Source organism: Pelagimonas varians, assembly GCF_003208435.1.
GTDB classification, from domain to species: domain Bacteria; phylum Pseudomonadota; class Alphaproteobacteria; order Rhodobacterales; family Rhodobacteraceae; genus Pelagimonas; species Pelagimonas varians.
On record NZ_QKMF01000016.1, the window covers coordinates 95,145 to 109,570 of the forward strand.

General features: G+C 56.9%; 20 protein-coding genes. 12 read left to right on the forward strand and 8 right to left on the reverse strand.

Features of this window, described 5'->3' with window-relative positions; all coding sequences use genetic code 11:
* Position 1 precedes the first annotated feature (1 nt).
* Both phnL and phnN read left to right on the forward strand, forming a co-directional pair.
* Positions 2-685, forward strand: coding sequence for a phosphonate C-P lyase system protein PhnL (phnL, locus tag C8N36_RS18400; protein WP_097806280.1), 684 nt, complete (start codon positions 2-4; stop codon positions 683-685).
* A complete protein-coding gene (gene phnN, locus C8N36_RS18405) occupies positions 682-1,242 on the forward strand; it encodes a phosphonate metabolism protein/1,5-bisphosphokinase (PRPP-forming) PhnN (protein ID WP_097806279.1) in 561 nt (186 codons plus the stop codon). Before phnL ends, phnN begins: the two co-directional genes overlap by 4 nt.
* Here the strand turns inward: phnN and C8N36_RS18410 are convergent.
* On the reverse strand, positions 1,224-1,895 hold the full coding sequence (locus C8N36_RS18410) for a DUF1045 domain-containing protein (protein WP_097806278.1): 672 nt from the start codon (positions 1,893-1,895) through the stop codon (positions 1,224-1,226). The genes phnN and C8N36_RS18410 overlap by 19 nt on opposite strands.
* Between C8N36_RS18410 and C8N36_RS18415 the strand changes: the two genes are divergently transcribed.
* The 10 genes from C8N36_RS18415 to C8N36_RS18460 all read left to right on the forward strand — a co-directional run bounded on the left by C8N36_RS18415 (position 1,894) and on the right by C8N36_RS18460 (position 10,448).
* Entirely contained in the window at positions 1,894-3,087 is a 1,194-nt protein-coding gene (locus tag C8N36_RS18415) for an alpha-D-ribose 1-methylphosphonate 5-triphosphate diphosphatase (protein WP_176527116.1), read from the forward strand. The genes C8N36_RS18410 and C8N36_RS18415 overlap by 2 nt on opposite strands.
* A 106-nt stretch (positions 3,088-3,193) precedes the next feature.
* A complete protein-coding gene (locus tag C8N36_RS18420; protein ID WP_097806277.1) occupies positions 3,194-4,063 on the forward strand; it encodes a phosphate/phosphite/phosphonate ABC transporter substrate-binding protein in 870 nt (289 codons plus the stop codon).
* Positions 4,064-4,094: 31 nt separating this feature from the next.
* The gene (locus C8N36_RS18425; RefSeq protein WP_245910963.1) at positions 4,095-4,874 is read left to right on the forward strand and encodes a phosphonate ABC transporter ATP-binding protein; all 780 of its coding nucleotides are present in this window, start codon (positions 4,095-4,097) and stop codon (positions 4,872-4,874) included.
* Positions 4,867-5,700: a phosphonate ABC transporter, permease protein PhnE gene (gene phnE / locus C8N36_RS18430; RefSeq protein WP_097806275.1), complete on the forward strand. Its 834-nt coding sequence runs from the start codon at positions 4,867-4,869 to the stop codon at positions 5,698-5,700. Before C8N36_RS18425 ends, phnE (C8N36_RS18430) begins: the two co-directional genes overlap by 8 nt.
* Positions 5,697-6,341, forward strand: coding sequence for a class I SAM-dependent methyltransferase (locus tag C8N36_RS18435; RefSeq protein WP_097806274.1), 645 nt, complete (start codon positions 5,697-5,699; stop codon positions 6,339-6,341). Before phnE (C8N36_RS18430) ends, C8N36_RS18435 begins: the two co-directional genes overlap by 4 nt.
* A complete protein-coding gene (locus tag C8N36_RS18440; protein ID WP_097806273.1) occupies positions 6,342-7,547 on the forward strand; it encodes an alpha-D-ribose 1-methylphosphonate 5-triphosphate diphosphatase in 1,206 nt (401 codons plus the stop codon).
* Positions 7,502-8,782 carry an MFS transporter gene (locus C8N36_RS18445; protein ID WP_097806272.1) on the forward strand — a complete coding sequence of 427 codons (1,281 nt, stop codon included), beginning with the start codon at positions 7,502-7,504 and terminating at the stop codon, positions 8,780-8,782. The genes C8N36_RS18440 and C8N36_RS18445 overlap by 46 nt, the downstream gene beginning before the upstream one ends.
* Positions 8,742-9,557, forward strand: coding sequence for a sugar phosphate isomerase/epimerase family protein (locus tag C8N36_RS18450; protein ID WP_097806271.1), 816 nt, complete (start codon positions 8,742-8,744; stop codon positions 9,555-9,557). The genes C8N36_RS18445 and C8N36_RS18450 overlap by 41 nt, the downstream gene beginning before the upstream one ends.
* Before the next feature lie 34 nt (positions 9,558-9,591).
* The gene (locus C8N36_RS18455) at positions 9,592-10,089 is read left to right on the forward strand and encodes a GNAT family N-acetyltransferase (RefSeq protein WP_097806270.1); all 498 of its coding nucleotides are present in this window, start codon (positions 9,592-9,594) and stop codon (positions 10,087-10,089) included.
* Between the two features lie 152 nt (positions 10,090-10,241).
* Positions 10,242-10,448, forward strand: coding sequence for a hypothetical protein (locus tag C8N36_RS18460; RefSeq protein WP_097806269.1), 207 nt, complete (start codon positions 10,242-10,244; stop codon positions 10,446-10,448).
* 7 nt (positions 10,449-10,455) lie between these two features.
* On the opposite strand, the gene C8N36_RS18465 is transcribed toward C8N36_RS18460, so the two are convergent.
* From C8N36_RS18465 to C8N36_RS18495, 7 genes are all read right to left on the reverse strand, one after another.
* A complete protein-coding gene (locus C8N36_RS18465) occupies positions 10,456-10,974 on the reverse strand; it encodes a GNAT family N-acetyltransferase (protein ID WP_097806268.1) in 519 nt (172 codons plus the stop codon).
* A 16-nt stretch (positions 10,975-10,990) separates the two neighbouring features.
* Positions 10,991-11,569, reverse strand: a complete 579-nt coding sequence (locus tag C8N36_RS18470; RefSeq protein ID WP_211318260.1) for a GNAT family N-acetyltransferase — start codon at positions 11,567-11,569, stop codon at positions 10,991-10,993.
* Positions 11,559-12,041: a hypothetical protein gene (locus C8N36_RS18475; protein WP_097806267.1), complete on the reverse strand. Its 483-nt coding sequence runs from the start codon at positions 12,039-12,041 to the stop codon at positions 11,559-11,561. Before C8N36_RS18475 ends, C8N36_RS18470 begins: the two co-directional genes overlap by 11 nt.
* Positions 12,038-12,598 carry a hypothetical protein gene (locus C8N36_RS18480; protein ID WP_097806266.1) on the reverse strand — a complete coding sequence of 187 codons (561 nt, stop codon included), beginning with the start codon at positions 12,596-12,598 and terminating at the stop codon, positions 12,038-12,040. The genes C8N36_RS18475 and C8N36_RS18480 overlap by 4 nt, the downstream gene beginning before the upstream one ends.
* Positions 12,570-13,199 (reverse strand): DapH/DapD/GlmU-related protein, encoded by a 630-nt coding sequence (locus C8N36_RS18485; RefSeq protein ID WP_097806305.1) that lies wholly within the window; start codon positions 13,197-13,199, stop codon positions 12,570-12,572. The genes C8N36_RS18480 and C8N36_RS18485 overlap by 29 nt, the downstream gene beginning before the upstream one ends.
* Positions 13,196-14,053 carry a phosphonate ABC transporter, permease protein PhnE gene (gene phnE, locus C8N36_RS18490; protein WP_097806265.1) on the reverse strand — a complete coding sequence of 286 codons (858 nt, stop codon included), beginning with the start codon at positions 14,051-14,053 and terminating at the stop codon, positions 13,196-13,198. Before phnE (C8N36_RS18490) ends, C8N36_RS18485 begins: the two co-directional genes overlap by 4 nt.
* The coding region (locus C8N36_RS18495; RefSeq protein WP_146227665.1) for a PhnE/PtxC family ABC transporter permease at positions 14,050-14,426 on the reverse strand (377 nt) is incomplete at its 5' end. The genes phnE (C8N36_RS18490) and C8N36_RS18495, both read right to left, overlap by 4 nt.

Sequence of the window (14,426 nt, forward strand, 5' to 3'; positions counted from 1 at the left end):
CATGATAGACCTTAGCAACGTTTCCAAAACCTTTACCCTGCACAATCAGGGAAGTGCCGTGATCGAGGTGATCAGCAATGTGTCCTTCGCGGTTGCCCCTGGCGAATGCGTAGCGCTCACTGGGGCCTCTGGTGCTGGTAAATCCACGCTAATGCGGATGATCTACGGCAATTACCTGACGCAGGCAGGTGAAATTCGCATTGGCGGTTTGGACATCGTGCGGTCTGAGCCGCGCGACATCATAAAATTGCGCCGTGATGTGCTGGGCTATGTTAGCCAGTTCCTGCGTGTGGTGCCGCGAGTCCCAACGCTCGATGTGGTTGCAGAGCCTCTGCGCGCTTTGGGAGTACCGGCAGACGAAGCGCAGGACCGCGCATCGGCGCTTCTGACCCAATTAAACATCCCCGAGAGGCTGTGGTCCTTGTCCCCCACAACCTTCTCGGGCGGCGAGCAACAGCGCGTGAACATTGCCCGTGGTTTTGCCCATACCTACCCTGCGATGTTGCTTGATGAACCTACCGCGAGCCTCGACGCTGCGAACCGCGAGGTGGTGCTCTCCTTGATCGAGGACGCCAAAGCGCGCGGCGCGGCCATCATCGGTATTTTTCATGATGAAGCGGCCCGTACTCACGTCTGTGATCGCGAAATTGATGTCGGCCGCTTTACTCCCGGAATGGCTGCATGACGCTTGCCTCAAAGTCTGGGGGACGCCTCATCGCGGTTGTCGGCCCATCGGGTGTTGGCAAGGACAGCGTGATGGCGGGCCTACACGGCGCAATACCCGATTTGCATCTGGTGCGCCGCGTCATCACACGTGCGCCCGACTTGGGCGGCGAGGATTACGATGCGGTGTCTGTGTCACAATTTGAAGCCTTGGTTGAAGATGGGGCTTTTGCCGTGCATTGGCGCGCGCACGGGCTGCACTACGGCATTCCGATCACCGTCAAATACCAACTTGGCAAGGGCACCGATTGCCTTGTCAACTTCTCTCGCAAGGCTCTGGCCCAAGCGGCCGAGATTTTCCCACGCCTCGTAGTTCTCAACATCACCGCGAAACCGGAAACGCTTTCGCACCGTCTGGCCGCGCGGGCCCGTGAGACAGAGGAGGAGATCAGCAAACGCCTTGCCCAGGCTGACAAGCCCTTGCCGGCTGGGCTCAAGGTGATCAACCTCGCAAACGATGGTCCGCTGTCCCAGACCATCGCCCGGGGCGCGGCACTGCTTCAGCCAGTGAGTTTGTAGCGATGGATCACCTCGAACCGGCCATCTTCCCGCTCACCGCACAAAGCGATCTGGTCAAGGACAAAGGGCGTGGGCAAATCGGGCAGAAACCGGCGTACATTCTCGGTCCAAGTTGGGATCGCAGCGTCGGGCAAACGCCCCGACAGGGTCAAGTGAAACCTGAACTCTTCCATCACGTAAGGGTACCCCCACTCAACAAGCAATGCGTCCTGACGTGCACTCAGTCCTGCTGCGCGGCGACGCGCCATCTCCTGCTCCTCGACTGGTGCGCGGAAACCGTCAAGATCACGAACGCAAGTCTGCGCAACCTGCTGTACGGCCTCTGCTCCGCCCTGCGGCGTCAACGCCAGAAACCGACCCATCGTCGTCAGCTGCAAACAATCGCAGATCGCGGGGGCAAGCGATGCCGCCATCTCCGAGGTGGCCTGCTCCAATTCCGCAATTGCGCGCGTTTGGATCAAGCGAAACGGCGGCTTCAACGTTCCGTGAAACCCGTATTTACGCGGTGTCATCGTGATGTCACGCAAACCGCTCAAACTTGGCTGACGCGTCTCACAGCCCTGCACAACATCCCAGCCCAGCCAAGATGCTCCAAAATCGGCCAAGGGCCCATTCGGCGGCACATAGTAAATTGCAAATCGAGAGTATGACATGAATTCCCCTTTTCCCACGTCCTCTTTGACAAAGGCTTGTGACAACGATGTGTCAAGCGACCTATGTCTCGCCAATGCGCAGCTAGTGTTGGAAGATCAGGTATTCACTGGTGCGGTGACAATCGAACAAGGCGTCATTTGTGACATTACTGAAGGGGATCATGTCCCAACCGGTGCCCTGGATTGTGCCGGTGATCTTGTTATTCCCGGCCTTGTCGAACTGCATACAGACAATGTCGAACGCCATATCGAACCGCGCCCAGAGGTGGACTGGCCACATTTGCCCGCCCTGATCGCTCACGATGCAGAGCTGGCGTCCACTGGCATCACGACGGTGTTTGACGCCATGCGGGTGGGGTCCATCCATAGCGGCAAGGGACGCTACATCGACTACGCTCGAAAGCTGGCGGATGAACTCTTGGCAGCCCGCGCCAAAGGGTATTTCAAGATCAGTCATTTCCTCCATCTGCGGGCCGAAATCTGTTCAGAGACGCTGCTTGAGGAATTGGCGGCGTTCGGATCATCAGACCGGGTCGGCATCGTCAGCCTGATGGATCACACCCCGGGCCAGCGCCAATTCCGTGACCTGACCGCGCTGAAAACATACGTCGCAAAGAAGCGCGGGATGAACGACGCAGAGTTTGCCGAACATGTTGAGACCCTGTTGGGTCTGCAAAAACGCCTCGGGGCAAAGCACGAGGTGGGTGCAGTGAAAGAAGCCCGCCGTCTGGGTGCAGTTCTGGCCAGCCATGATGATACCACGGCCGATCATGTTGGAACCTCTGCGGTGAACGGCGTGGGTTTTGCCGAGTTTCCCACAACGGTTGAAGCCGCAGCCGCCTGTCGCGTGCACGGAATTGCCGTGATGATGGGCGCACCCAACCTGATCCGTGGCGGATCTCACTCCGGCAATGTTGCGGCAGAGGCCCTCGCAAAAGCCGATCTTCTCGACATTGTCTCGTCAGACTACGTGCCCTCAGCGCTGCTATTGTCGGCCTTCCGCCTTGCAGATACTTGGAATGATCTTCCCCGCGCTATTGCTACCGTGACCATCAACCCTGCGAGTGCCGTGCGGTTGCATGACCGTGGTGCTTTGAAAACAGGATTGCGCGGTGATGTTCTGCGCGTGCGCAAAATCGGCGAAACGCCTCTGCTCCGCGGCGTCTGGAGCCAAGGCAACAAAGTTGGTTAAGGCTTTTGGAGTCTCGACCGCATACGTCACAAAGGTTTCATGAAACTGTAGCGCCATTGATACGCAGCCCCACTATTCATCGGAATGAATAAACCTGGAGGGTGCTATGAAACTGAAATCTCTTTTGCTGGGTGTAAGCCTTGCCGCTGTGTCTGCCTTTGCAGCGACAGCTGAAACCTGGAAACTTGCCGTCACAGATGTTGAAGGTATGGAACGCCTGCAACTGGAATGGGGCCCGTTTAAGGAGGCGCTTGAAGTGGCCACCGGCGACACATTCGAATTCTATGCAGTAAACTCGCGCACGGCTGCAGCCGAGGCGCTGCGCGGTGAGACCGTGGATTTCGTAGTCTCTGGACCTGCAGAATATGTGGTTATCAACAAGCTGACCAATGCCACGCCGCTGATCGGCCTCGGTCGCCCTGATTATCACTGCGCCATTATCGTGCGCGCTGACAGCGGCATCAACGTGCCTGCTGATCTGGTCGGCAAGTCGGTCGCCTTTGGCGATATCGGTTCGACTTCAAACATGCTTTGCCCCATGCAGGTACTCGCTGATCACGGCGTCGATCCGGTTAATGACATTGAGAAAATCCACACCTCGCGCAACATCGCCTTTGAGGCGTTGAACAACGGCGATATTGACGCGCTCGGCATGAATGCAGGCACTTTCATCGGCGTCCGCAATGGCCAAACGGAGCTGCCTTACGGTTTTTACAAGATGATTGCGCGCTCGGGCGACCTGCCCAATGACATGATCATGGTGGGTGCACATGTGCCAACCGAGGCTGCCGAAGCAGTGCGCGACGCGGTCCTTGGGAACAAGGCGCAGGTCATCGCAGGCATCACGGCTCACGAAGAAAACGACAAGTATGTCGGCATGGACCTCGTTGCGATTGAAGACAGCGCGTATGACTACGTCCGTTCGATGTACACGAATGCGGGATACCCTCAGTTCGACAATTTCATCGGTGACTGATCTTTTGCTGAGAAGTCCAGCAGCACCGGATGTGCTGACTGAGCAAACCGGGGCGGCCTTCGCCCCGGTTTCGCCCGTTGAAATCGAAGCCCGCGCCGTTTCCAAAACATTTGGGGCAACGCCGATCTTTTCCGACGTGAGTTTCCGCCTCGCCCGCGGAGAGGCAACAGCACTTGTTGGTGCCAACGGCACTGGGAAATCGACCCTGCTGCGCTGCCTGATGGGGTTGATCCCAACCTCAGGTGGCACTGTGCATTTGCTGGGACAGCAGACGAATGAAATAGCCGGGCGAGAAATGCGCAACATTCGCGCGCAGGTCGGGCTGGTCTCTCAGAAGCACAACCTGGTGCCCCGACTGTCTGTGCTTTCGAATGTCTTGCACGGTCTTCTAGGCAAGCATCCCGGCATACGCCATTGGAGCCATTCGCTGGCCCCCCAATCCTCTCGGGAAACTGCCATGCAGGCTTTGGAACGCGTTGGCCTTGCTGATTTCGCGCACCGGCGCGCGGATCGGCTGTCGGGCGGGCAATCGCAACGCGTGGCCATTGCCCGCGCCATCGTTGGCGCGCCCAAGGTTCTCTTTGCGGATGAGCCGTGCGCGTCACTTGATCCAAGTGCAGGCGAAGACGTGATGGAGCTGTTCTTCCGGCTTGTCCGCGACGAGAACGTCACGGTCGTTTTTACCTCACACAACATTGAACATGCATTGAAGTACGGCGACCGCGTACTTGGCCTTGCGCAGGGGCGTATTCAGCTTGATGCGACAGCAGCCTCGCTGAGTTCCGCCGACTTGAGAGGTCTTTATGACTGATACCGCGCCTTCCCGGAATGAACGGACCCGATTTGAGCTGGCGCGGTTTGAGCGGCCCTCTGCCATCAGTTTTTTGGGCTATGTGCTTGGACTTGTTATCATCTTCTGGTGCCTCGCCGGTGCCGGCTTCTCGCTTGAAAAAGTAGCCAGCTCCCCACCCCGCTTTGCCGATTTCGCCGCGCGGGCCTTCCCGCCGAACCTTGACCCACAAGTGCTCTCGCGGCTGAGCTGGAAAATGGTCGAGACACTGCAAATTGCTGTTGCCGGTGCTGTCATCGGCGTAATCCTATCTGTTCCTGTCGCACTCTTGACCGCAAAGGGGCTGATCGCCGGCCCATGGGTGAACCAAATTGTACGCACCGGGCTGAGTTTCATCCGTGCTGTACCGGACATCGCCTGGGCACTGGTTTTCGTTGTGGCCGTGGGCCTTGGTCCCTTCGCAGGCATGCTGGCCATCGTGATCGACACAATCGGCTTTTGCGGTCGCTTTTTCGCCGACGACATGGAAGCAACCGACAAAGGCCCCGCCGAGAGCCTAACAGCCACTGGTGCGCGGAAACTCGATGTTGTGGCCTGTGCCACGATCCCCGGCAGCCTGCCTGCTTTCATTTCCACCTCTCTCTTTGCCTTAGAGAAAGCCGTCCGGTCGTCGACTATCCTTGGCCTTGTCGGTGCGGGTGGGATCGGGATCGAGCTTAAAGTTGGATTTGACCTTTTCGATTACCCCACAGCGATGACCGTGATCTTGATGATCGCAGTTGTTGTGATCGGGATCGAGCTCGTCAGCGGCTGGGCCCGCACCAAAATTATCGGAGAACAACGGTGAAATCGGATACAGCAGACCAGCATTGGGATGACCAATGGAAATCCATCGAAGAAGATAGCAAGTGGCTGACGCCCGAGAAGGACGTGCAGGAATGGGCGGCTGGTCTGGCACAAGGCGCACGCATTCTTGATCTGGGGGCGGGCGTGGGGCGTCACGCGCTTTGGCTAACAACCCAGGGCTTTGACGTGATCGCGTTGGATGCCGCACCCGGCGGGTTGGCAGAGATTGAAAAGGCCGGTGGCGTAGAAACAGTTCTTGCCCGCATGGATGCGCTGCCGTTCAAGGATCACACCTTTGACCACGTGCTCAGCTGGAACGTGATCTACCATGGCGATGAAGACATCCTGCTGCGCACCATTGCCGAAATTCGTCGCGTGCTGAAGCCCGGCGGCAGTTATATGGGCACCATGCTGTCCAAACGCCGCCTGCCGCATGAGCAGGCAAAATACGCAGGTCGTGAAATCAGCCGCAACGCATGGGTTTTTGATGCGCCCGGTACCGACAAAATGCACCCGCACTACTTTTGCGCCTCGGCAGATCTGTTGGCCCTGTTTTCGGGCTTTGAATGCCTGAGGCTTGAGGACCGTGAACACGAAAAGCCGGGGTCTTTCCACTGGCACCTGACAATGGAACGATTTTGAATGATTACCTTTGAAGGCGCACAGGTCTACCTGCCCGGCGAGATCACCGAAACGAATGTTTGCATCAGCAATGGCAAGATCGTCGAATTAGGTGGCCCCGCGCAAGGCGAGGTGATCGACGCACGTGGATTGATATTGGCCCCTGCCCTGATCGACGTACATGGCGATGCGTTCGAACGCCAGCTGATGCCCCGTCCAGGAGTTTTCTTCCCAACCGAAACGGCGCTCATCGACACTGACCGTCAACTTGCAACCAACGGGATCGCTACTGCTTATCACGCCATCACGCTGGGATGGGAGCCGGGGCTGCGCGATGTGGCACGCGGCCGCGAACTCATGCAAGCCATGTGCGATCTGGCAGCGCGGCTGACCGTGGAAAACCGTGTACAGCTTCGGTGGGAAACCTTCGCGTTCGAGGCTTTGGACGTGGTCGAATGGGCGCTTGCTGGGCCACTATTGCCTTCCGTGGCATTCAATGACCACACGTCCATGACCATGCGGGCCTATGACGTCCCAATCCAAGACCGCGCTTTTGAGCTGTCCCCGGATTTTTCAATCGCGTCTCTAGACGACGCGCGCATGAAAAAGCGCACCGCTTCCAAAGCCCACCGCGCAGGGCTGAGCGAAGAAGACTATATCGCGCTCCTGGGCCGCGTCTGGGATCGGCGCAGCGAGGTGCCGGACGCGATCGCATCGGTTGCACAGATGGCCCGTACAGCGGGAGCGCCCATGCTAAGCCACGATGATACACGGGCGGAAACCCGCGCCTATTTCCGCGCGCTTGGCGCAGGAGTGGCGGAATTTCCGATGGTGATTGAGGCGGCAGAAGCGGCCCGCAAAGGTGGTGATCCGATCATCTTTGGCGCGCCGAATGCCGCCCGTGGAGGGAGCCATATAGGCTCGCTTGGTGCGGGTGACATGGTGGAGGCCGGTCTGTGCGATGCGCTCGCTTCCGATTATTTCTACCCCGCCATGCTGGCCGCAATTGCCAAGCTTGACGCAGAGCGCCGCGCAGATCGGCTTGCGCTTTGGTCGCTCGTCTCAACTGGCCCCGCACGGGCAATGGGTTTGCCCGACCGGGGCTGCATCACTGTTGGTAAGCGCGCGGACCTTGTTCTGGTGGATTGGCCCGACGGCTCTGTCCCGGCCATTCAGGGAACATGGGTTGCGGGCCGTTGCGCCTATCGCGGTATACCGGCTGGATGAACCTGCCAAGACTGAACCGCGATTATATTCCTGCCATTGGACTCGGCGTAACCCAGATCATGGGCTACGGGACGTTGATGTACGCCTACGCCGTGCTCTTGCCAGAAATGGCCAATGATCTTGGACTGACTCTGTCAGAGGTATTCGGCATTCTGTCGCTGGGCCTTTTCTTTGGCGGCCTGGTCTCACCCATTGCCGGAAAACTGGTGGACCACTGTGGCGGTCGCTGGGTGATGACACTGGGGTCAATCGTAGCCAGCCTTGCGCTGATAGCGATGAGCCAAATTGAAGGGCGGATCGGGTTGTTTGTGCTGATCCTGGTGGCCGAAGGCGCGGGCATGTTCGTGCTGTATAATGTAGCTTTTGCCAGTGTGGCGCGACTGGATCTAGGCGTTCTGCCGCAACGCTCAATTTCTGTCATCACGCTGTTTGGCGGGGTCGCCTCGACTATTTTCTGGCCGCTGACTCTCGCGCTGTTTAACCGGTACGGTTGGGAAACAACATGGGTGATCCTCGGCTTCAGTGCCTTGCTGATCTGCACACCGATCCACTTCTTTGTCTTACGCGGGCCTGAACGCGAAGCCGATGCACCCAAGCCTGACAATGCGCCGGACTGGCCCGAACTGACCGGACACCTGCGCAAGCAGGCAATGCTGTGGATGGTCGTTTCTTTCATTTTTTCAGGCTACCTGATGGGCGCTGTTATGACACTTTGGGTGACCAATGTTCAGGACTTGGGCCATACGGCAGCCATGGCAGCCTTCGCCGGTGCCGTCATCGGCCCGTTCAAAACCGTGGGCCGGTTTTTTGAGATGTTGGTCAGTCGCAGCATGTACCCATTGGTGACCTATGCGCTTAGCCTCGGCCTGATGTTTTCTGGCTTTGTCGTCCTGTTGATCTTCGGATTTACGTTAACTGGACTACTGCTTGCGGCCGCACTTTACGGAATGGGCGACGGGATCAAAACCATCGCGCGCGGTACCCTTCCTTTGGCGCTCTTCGGTGCCAAAGGTTACGGCGCACGACTTGGGTGGATCTCCTTCGTGCAAATGGGGATCAACGCCTCCGCCCCTTTTGCTTTTGCATGGACCACACAAACCTACGGCGGCTGGTGGTCTTTTGCTGTCATGGCCCTGTGTCTTTGCTGTGCCATCGCTACCTATATGTTTATTCCCGACCCAAGGACCCACAGACATGACCCCGCTCAAAATAGGCGCCTGCCTGAAAACATCTGAGATTGCAGACCACCGCGATTGGCTGTTTGATGCCGCCCGCGATATCGAACTACAGGATTTCATGTCCCATGTCGCGCTAACCACCGGATTCGACGATCGCATTGCCGCCGCCAAGACGGCGCTTGATGGGCATACTGGACGCCTTGGCATTCATGGGCCCTTTGAAGGTCTGGATATCGACAACAAAGACTCGGAACTGCGCCCGATCATTACTGCGCGGTTCCTCAAAGCTCTCGAGGCCGCGGATCGGATCGGCGCGCGCCAGATGGTCCTGCATTCCCCTTACACGGCTTGGTATCAGAACAACATCTTCAGCTTTCCGGGCTACGCCGAAAGCAAGATTGGCCGCATCCATCAAATTCTAGACCCCGTCGTGCGCGCAGCCGAAGACATGGGCATCACTCTTGTGATCGAAAACATTCAGGACGTTCGCCCAGAAACACGTCGCGAGATGGTGGATAGCTTTGGCTCACAAGCAATCGCACTTTCCATCGACACCGGGCACGCTCAGTTAGCCCGTCGCATGTCTGGTGCCCCGCCCGTCGCCGACTTTATCACTGATGCCGGTGCGCAGCTTGCCCATGTCCATCTGCAAGACGTCGATGGCCATGCCGACCGCCACTGGGCCCCGGGGGAAGGGGAAATCGAATGGACTGCCGTTTTTCGCGCACTAGCGACAATCGAGAGCGCCCCGAATCTGGTGCTTGAACTGCGCAACAAGGCCGACATCCCTAATGGCTTCAAATCCCTGAGTGATCTTGGTCTGGCAGTTTGAGAAGGGCCAATCCGAAAATAGAAACGTATTGTACATGACAGAGATCCCACTTCTTCACACCAGCCGCCTGAAGTTGCGTCGAATGACGTTTGAAGATTGGCTGCCTTATGCCACTTGCATGCAATCCGAGCGCGCAAAATACATGGGCGGCCCGTTTACGACCACAGCCGCTTGGGGAGTGTTTTGCTCCGATCATGCGCAATGGGATTTTTGCGGCTGCGGTGCCCTGATGATTGAAGATCGGCAAACGGGTCTATGCCTTGGACAGGTCGGGATTAATTCCGGGCCACTTTTCCCAGAACATGAACTGGGCTGGCTGGTTTTCCCCAAAGTCGAAGGACAAGGCATCGCCTTCGAAGCCGCCACAGCATTGCGCAACTGGGCACAACAGGCGGGGGCATTTCGTTCTCTCGTAAGTTATGTCGACCCTCAAAATGAACGCTCGCGCAGACTAGCTGAGCGTTTAGGCGCGACTCAAGATGACACTGCTGCAAAGCCGGACCCAACAGACATCGTCTATCGACACTTCTGACGAAATTCGATTTTAACCAAGCTGCATAGGTTGCCTTTAGGACATCTCGGTGACCAGCAAGGCTCGCTCAATGCTCATCTTCAACGCTTGCAGAATCATATGACACCGAAATATCGTCATCCTAGTGTTACAAACTATGGCTGGGGGGCCCTATGGCGGATTACATTGCTGAACTCGACGAAATGCAAAATATCGCTGCTGTTTGGATCAAAGAGAAGTCGGCGCGGGGGCCAAGTGTTTTTGACCCAAAAAAACATATCTTTGATGCCAACAGGCCATCGGGATATTTTGGCGCTCCTAGAGAAAAAATCATGAACTGGATCGCTGACACTCAAGAGCAGAATCGACTGTTGCGTTGACGCAAGCCTACCCATTGTTCGTAACTCTGAGGCGCAACGTAACGGCTGTCGGCATCCAATGCGGCGCAACCTCAATTTCGTCTCGTGTTGCGCCTATGCGATCGGCAAGTCGCAGAGAACGTTGATTTTTGTTCTCTATGCGGATCAGCATTTCAGCAAAAGGGTCAACCTTGGGGACATGCGCAAGGTAGGCAGTTACGGCTTCAATAGCATAACCCTTTCCTTCATATGCATCCTCCCAGATCGTCCACGTCATTTCGGGCGGCTCGGCCGTATCAATCTGAAGCGCACCAACATGACCAATAGGCTGACCAGTTGATTTGAGCGTCATGACATAGCGTCCGAACCCCCGCAGTCGCCAGTGCCCGACCATGGCGCAAAGCTTCTCAAAGGCTTTTGCAGAGTCGAAGGGGCCACCCACGAACTGACTGCGCAGGCCACCACAATACGCAACATAAGCAGGCAAATGGTCCGTACAAGGAAGCACCAGGTTCATACGTTCTGTTTGGATGATGGGTCCTGTCATGGCGTGCTCCCGTCGCTCATAAGTCTATCCGGTAGAGGGCGTCTGTATGTCCGCCGATCTGTTCTGGCGTGATAAAGGTCTTCACATATCGTCCCCCCGCCGCTTTGATCACACCAATCGACGCCGTGTTGTCGGGATCTACCGCTAGATCGACCCGTTGCAATCCAACCTCGCGTGCGATTGGCAGCATCTCCTTCAGCGCAGCATTTGCCAACCCTTCGCGGCGCCGCCACGGCACGACCGCATAGCCAACATGCCCCAGGCATGTCGGTGGCAGATCATCAGTGTCGGATTGCCAACGCAGGGCAATGCTTCCGCAAAAGCCGTTTGCCCATATCCATCTTTTCAAGCTTGGTAACCGAGGCACCGACGACCCATCAGGCAGGATCACAGGCGGGCCTTGCCCTTGAAGGTCTTCCAGCCTGCTCAGAAACGTCCTAGGACATTTGGTAATTTCGGCCAGTTCCTCCTGCGCGGCGTCTGGGCGCAGATTGTCTGGAGACCATCCCATGGACAGGGCCGCACAATACACATCAAGGTGTTCCATCGCAGGCCGGACAAGACAGCCCATCTTACGAGTTGCCTCACCAAGCATAAGACAGACCTGATATGACAAATGGAACCGGCAGACTAACCAGAATTCGCAACAGGGTCGCACGCCGCCCCATAAAGGATAACTCATATGCAAAAATCTTAGTCGTAGAGAACAACGACCATGAAGTGACATAGGCGATGGCGGCAACAGGTGAGGCCCCGGTTTTCAAAGCGGCAGCCGCGATTGCAAAACTGACAAAGGCTCCGCCGGGTGTCAGAGGACCTAGGACAACGGCCAGCAGAACGGCGGCGATACCGGCCTCCTCCCCCAGCAATTGCCTCACCTCGTTCTCAGGCAGAAGTTCTGCAAAAAAGCCTGCGCCCAACAGGGCAATCAGCACACGCGGCGCGGTAAAGAGGAACGTGTCAATCGACGCCAGATATGACGCCAACCGCCACTCTCCATTGGGAAGTTTCAACCACAACAAAACCGCAGCAGCGCCGATGACAAAGGTCCCGATGATGATGTTCATTTGCGCACCTGCAAGAATGTTCGGACGGCCAGTCCCAGCAGGATCGGAACTGGAAGGCTGAGAAGGTAGCGGGTCCAGACCAGATCAGCGGGAAGGAACGAAAATTCCCAGATCAGGGTGCGGTTCAGGCCCAGAAGGCTCCACCCGGAAATGAATGCGATCATAGCACCCAGGTCTGCCCCGGCGACACCCAGGCCTGCGGCGATGGGAAAGGTCATCATTGGTCCGCCGAGTATCGCGGCACCGCAAAAAGCCGCAATCAACAGCCCACGCAAACCGCTTTCCCTGCCGATGAGTCGGCCGACGTGTTCTTTTGGCAGCATCAAGGGCAGCGTTGCCGCGATAAAGATCCCTGCTGCGATTTTGGGCGACAAGACAGCGAGAAAGGTAAAGGTATCGGCGACAATCTCAAGTGCGCGTCCTGCCCCCGACGAGAGAAAAACGGCGATCCCTGCAAGAGCCGTAAAGGCAGACAAAACCAGAAGACTGCCGTCAATGATCTGTCGTTTCTTTCGGATTGGTGGCGGATCAGCCTCGGTATTTTTCAATGAAGGCATCAATGTCGAGTGTCCTGATATCGGGCAGCGCCTCTTTATACGTCTTGTGGGACCAGTCCCAAACCGCAATCTCCATCAGGGCATCTGCTTGCTCTTGCGTGAACCGTCGTTTGATTTCCCGCGCGGGCACACCGCCCACGACCGTATAGGGCGCTACGTTCCTCGTGACCACAGCGCCCGCGCCAATCACGGCGCCGGTGCCTATGGTCACGCCTGCGGTCACGGTCACGCCGTGGCCGATCCAGACATCATCCCCGATGGTGACCCAATCGGCCTTGCGCCACTCAAAGAATTCATGGTCGTCCTCGCCAAGACCATAAGCCTCGGCCCGATAGACGCTGTGATGCTGCACTGCACGCCATGTGGGGTGATTGCCCGGATTGATCCGCGCCGCGTTGGCAATCGAACACATCTTGCCAATTGAGGTCCAAACCACGTGGCAGTTCTGGGTAATATAGGACCAGTCCCCCATAGATCCTGACTTTAGCGTCGTTCCGCGGCCCACCTCGGTCCAGGCACCCAGTTTGAAATTCACAACACTTGCGCCGTCGTCAATACTCGGCGTCTCGCTAAGGGGGTGTTTCGATCCAGAACCGCTCATTTCGCGCCATCCCATTTGCCGATCACTTTGCTGCGGATCAAACCTGATAGCCAATCAATGATATAAACCATAACAATAATCAGGAAGATAATTGACCATGCTTCGTCCCATTTGTAGGCGGCGATCCGGTCTGACAACAAAAATCCGATGCCACCCGCACCCACAATGCCAAGTATCGTGCCCGATCTGACGTTGGATTCGAAGTTGTAAAGCAGGATTGAGAGGATCACCGGATTGACCTGTGGCGCGACAGCGAAGCGGATTTGCTGCAGCCGCGATCCTCCAGAGGCTTTGACACCTTCCACAGGCTTTTCCGAGGTGTTCTCAATCGCTTCCGAGAATAGCTTTGCAAAGGTGCCAATCTCGCTCACGGCGATAGCCAAAATACCGGGCAACGGCCCAAGCCCGAAGGCGCGAATGAAAATCAACGCAAGGATCAGAGTCTCGAACGCGCGGATCACATCGAAACCGCGCCGCACCGTTAGGCGCAGAATGCTTTTCTTAATTATATTCTTTGCCCCGAGCAGCGACAACGGCACGGCAAAGATCGCCCCTAGCACCGTCCCGAGAAAGGCAATTGCAAGGGTTTCCCCCAATCCGTTCAATATCTCGGCAAAGTCCGCCCAATTGTCCCACACATGCGGTGGGAACATAAACGACAGCACGCGGCCGAAACGCCCTAGCCCTTCCCATATCCGAAGAGGCGACATGTCAAAGTCATAGAGGCACCAGCAGAATAGACCGATGAGAAACGTCCAAAGCGCGTAGCGGCGAATGCGCACTGGCAGCGGCGCCTGAAACGCCAATGGCACTTGCGCGCGGGCAGCTTCGATCTGAGATTGCGTCAAATTCATGATGTCCGTTCCTCCATGCCGATCACGCGGTGGCGCAGTTTTTCTGACCCGTAGTCAATGATCATCACGGTCACAAAAATGATGACAAACAAAGCGGACAGGTCTGTGTATTCCTGAAAACTCATGGCGATACGGAATTCCTGGCCTAGACCACCCGCGCCCACATAACCGATAATCGACGAGGCACGGACGTTGATCTCGAACCGAAGCAGGGTATAGCTGATGATGTTCGGCAGAACCTGCGGAACAGCGCCGTAGCGAATCTGGTCGAACCATGACCCACCTGCCGCCTTCACCCCTTCCAGCGGGCGCATGTCGATGTTTTCGTTCACCTCAGAGTAAAGTTTCCCCAAAGCACCGGTTGCATGCAACC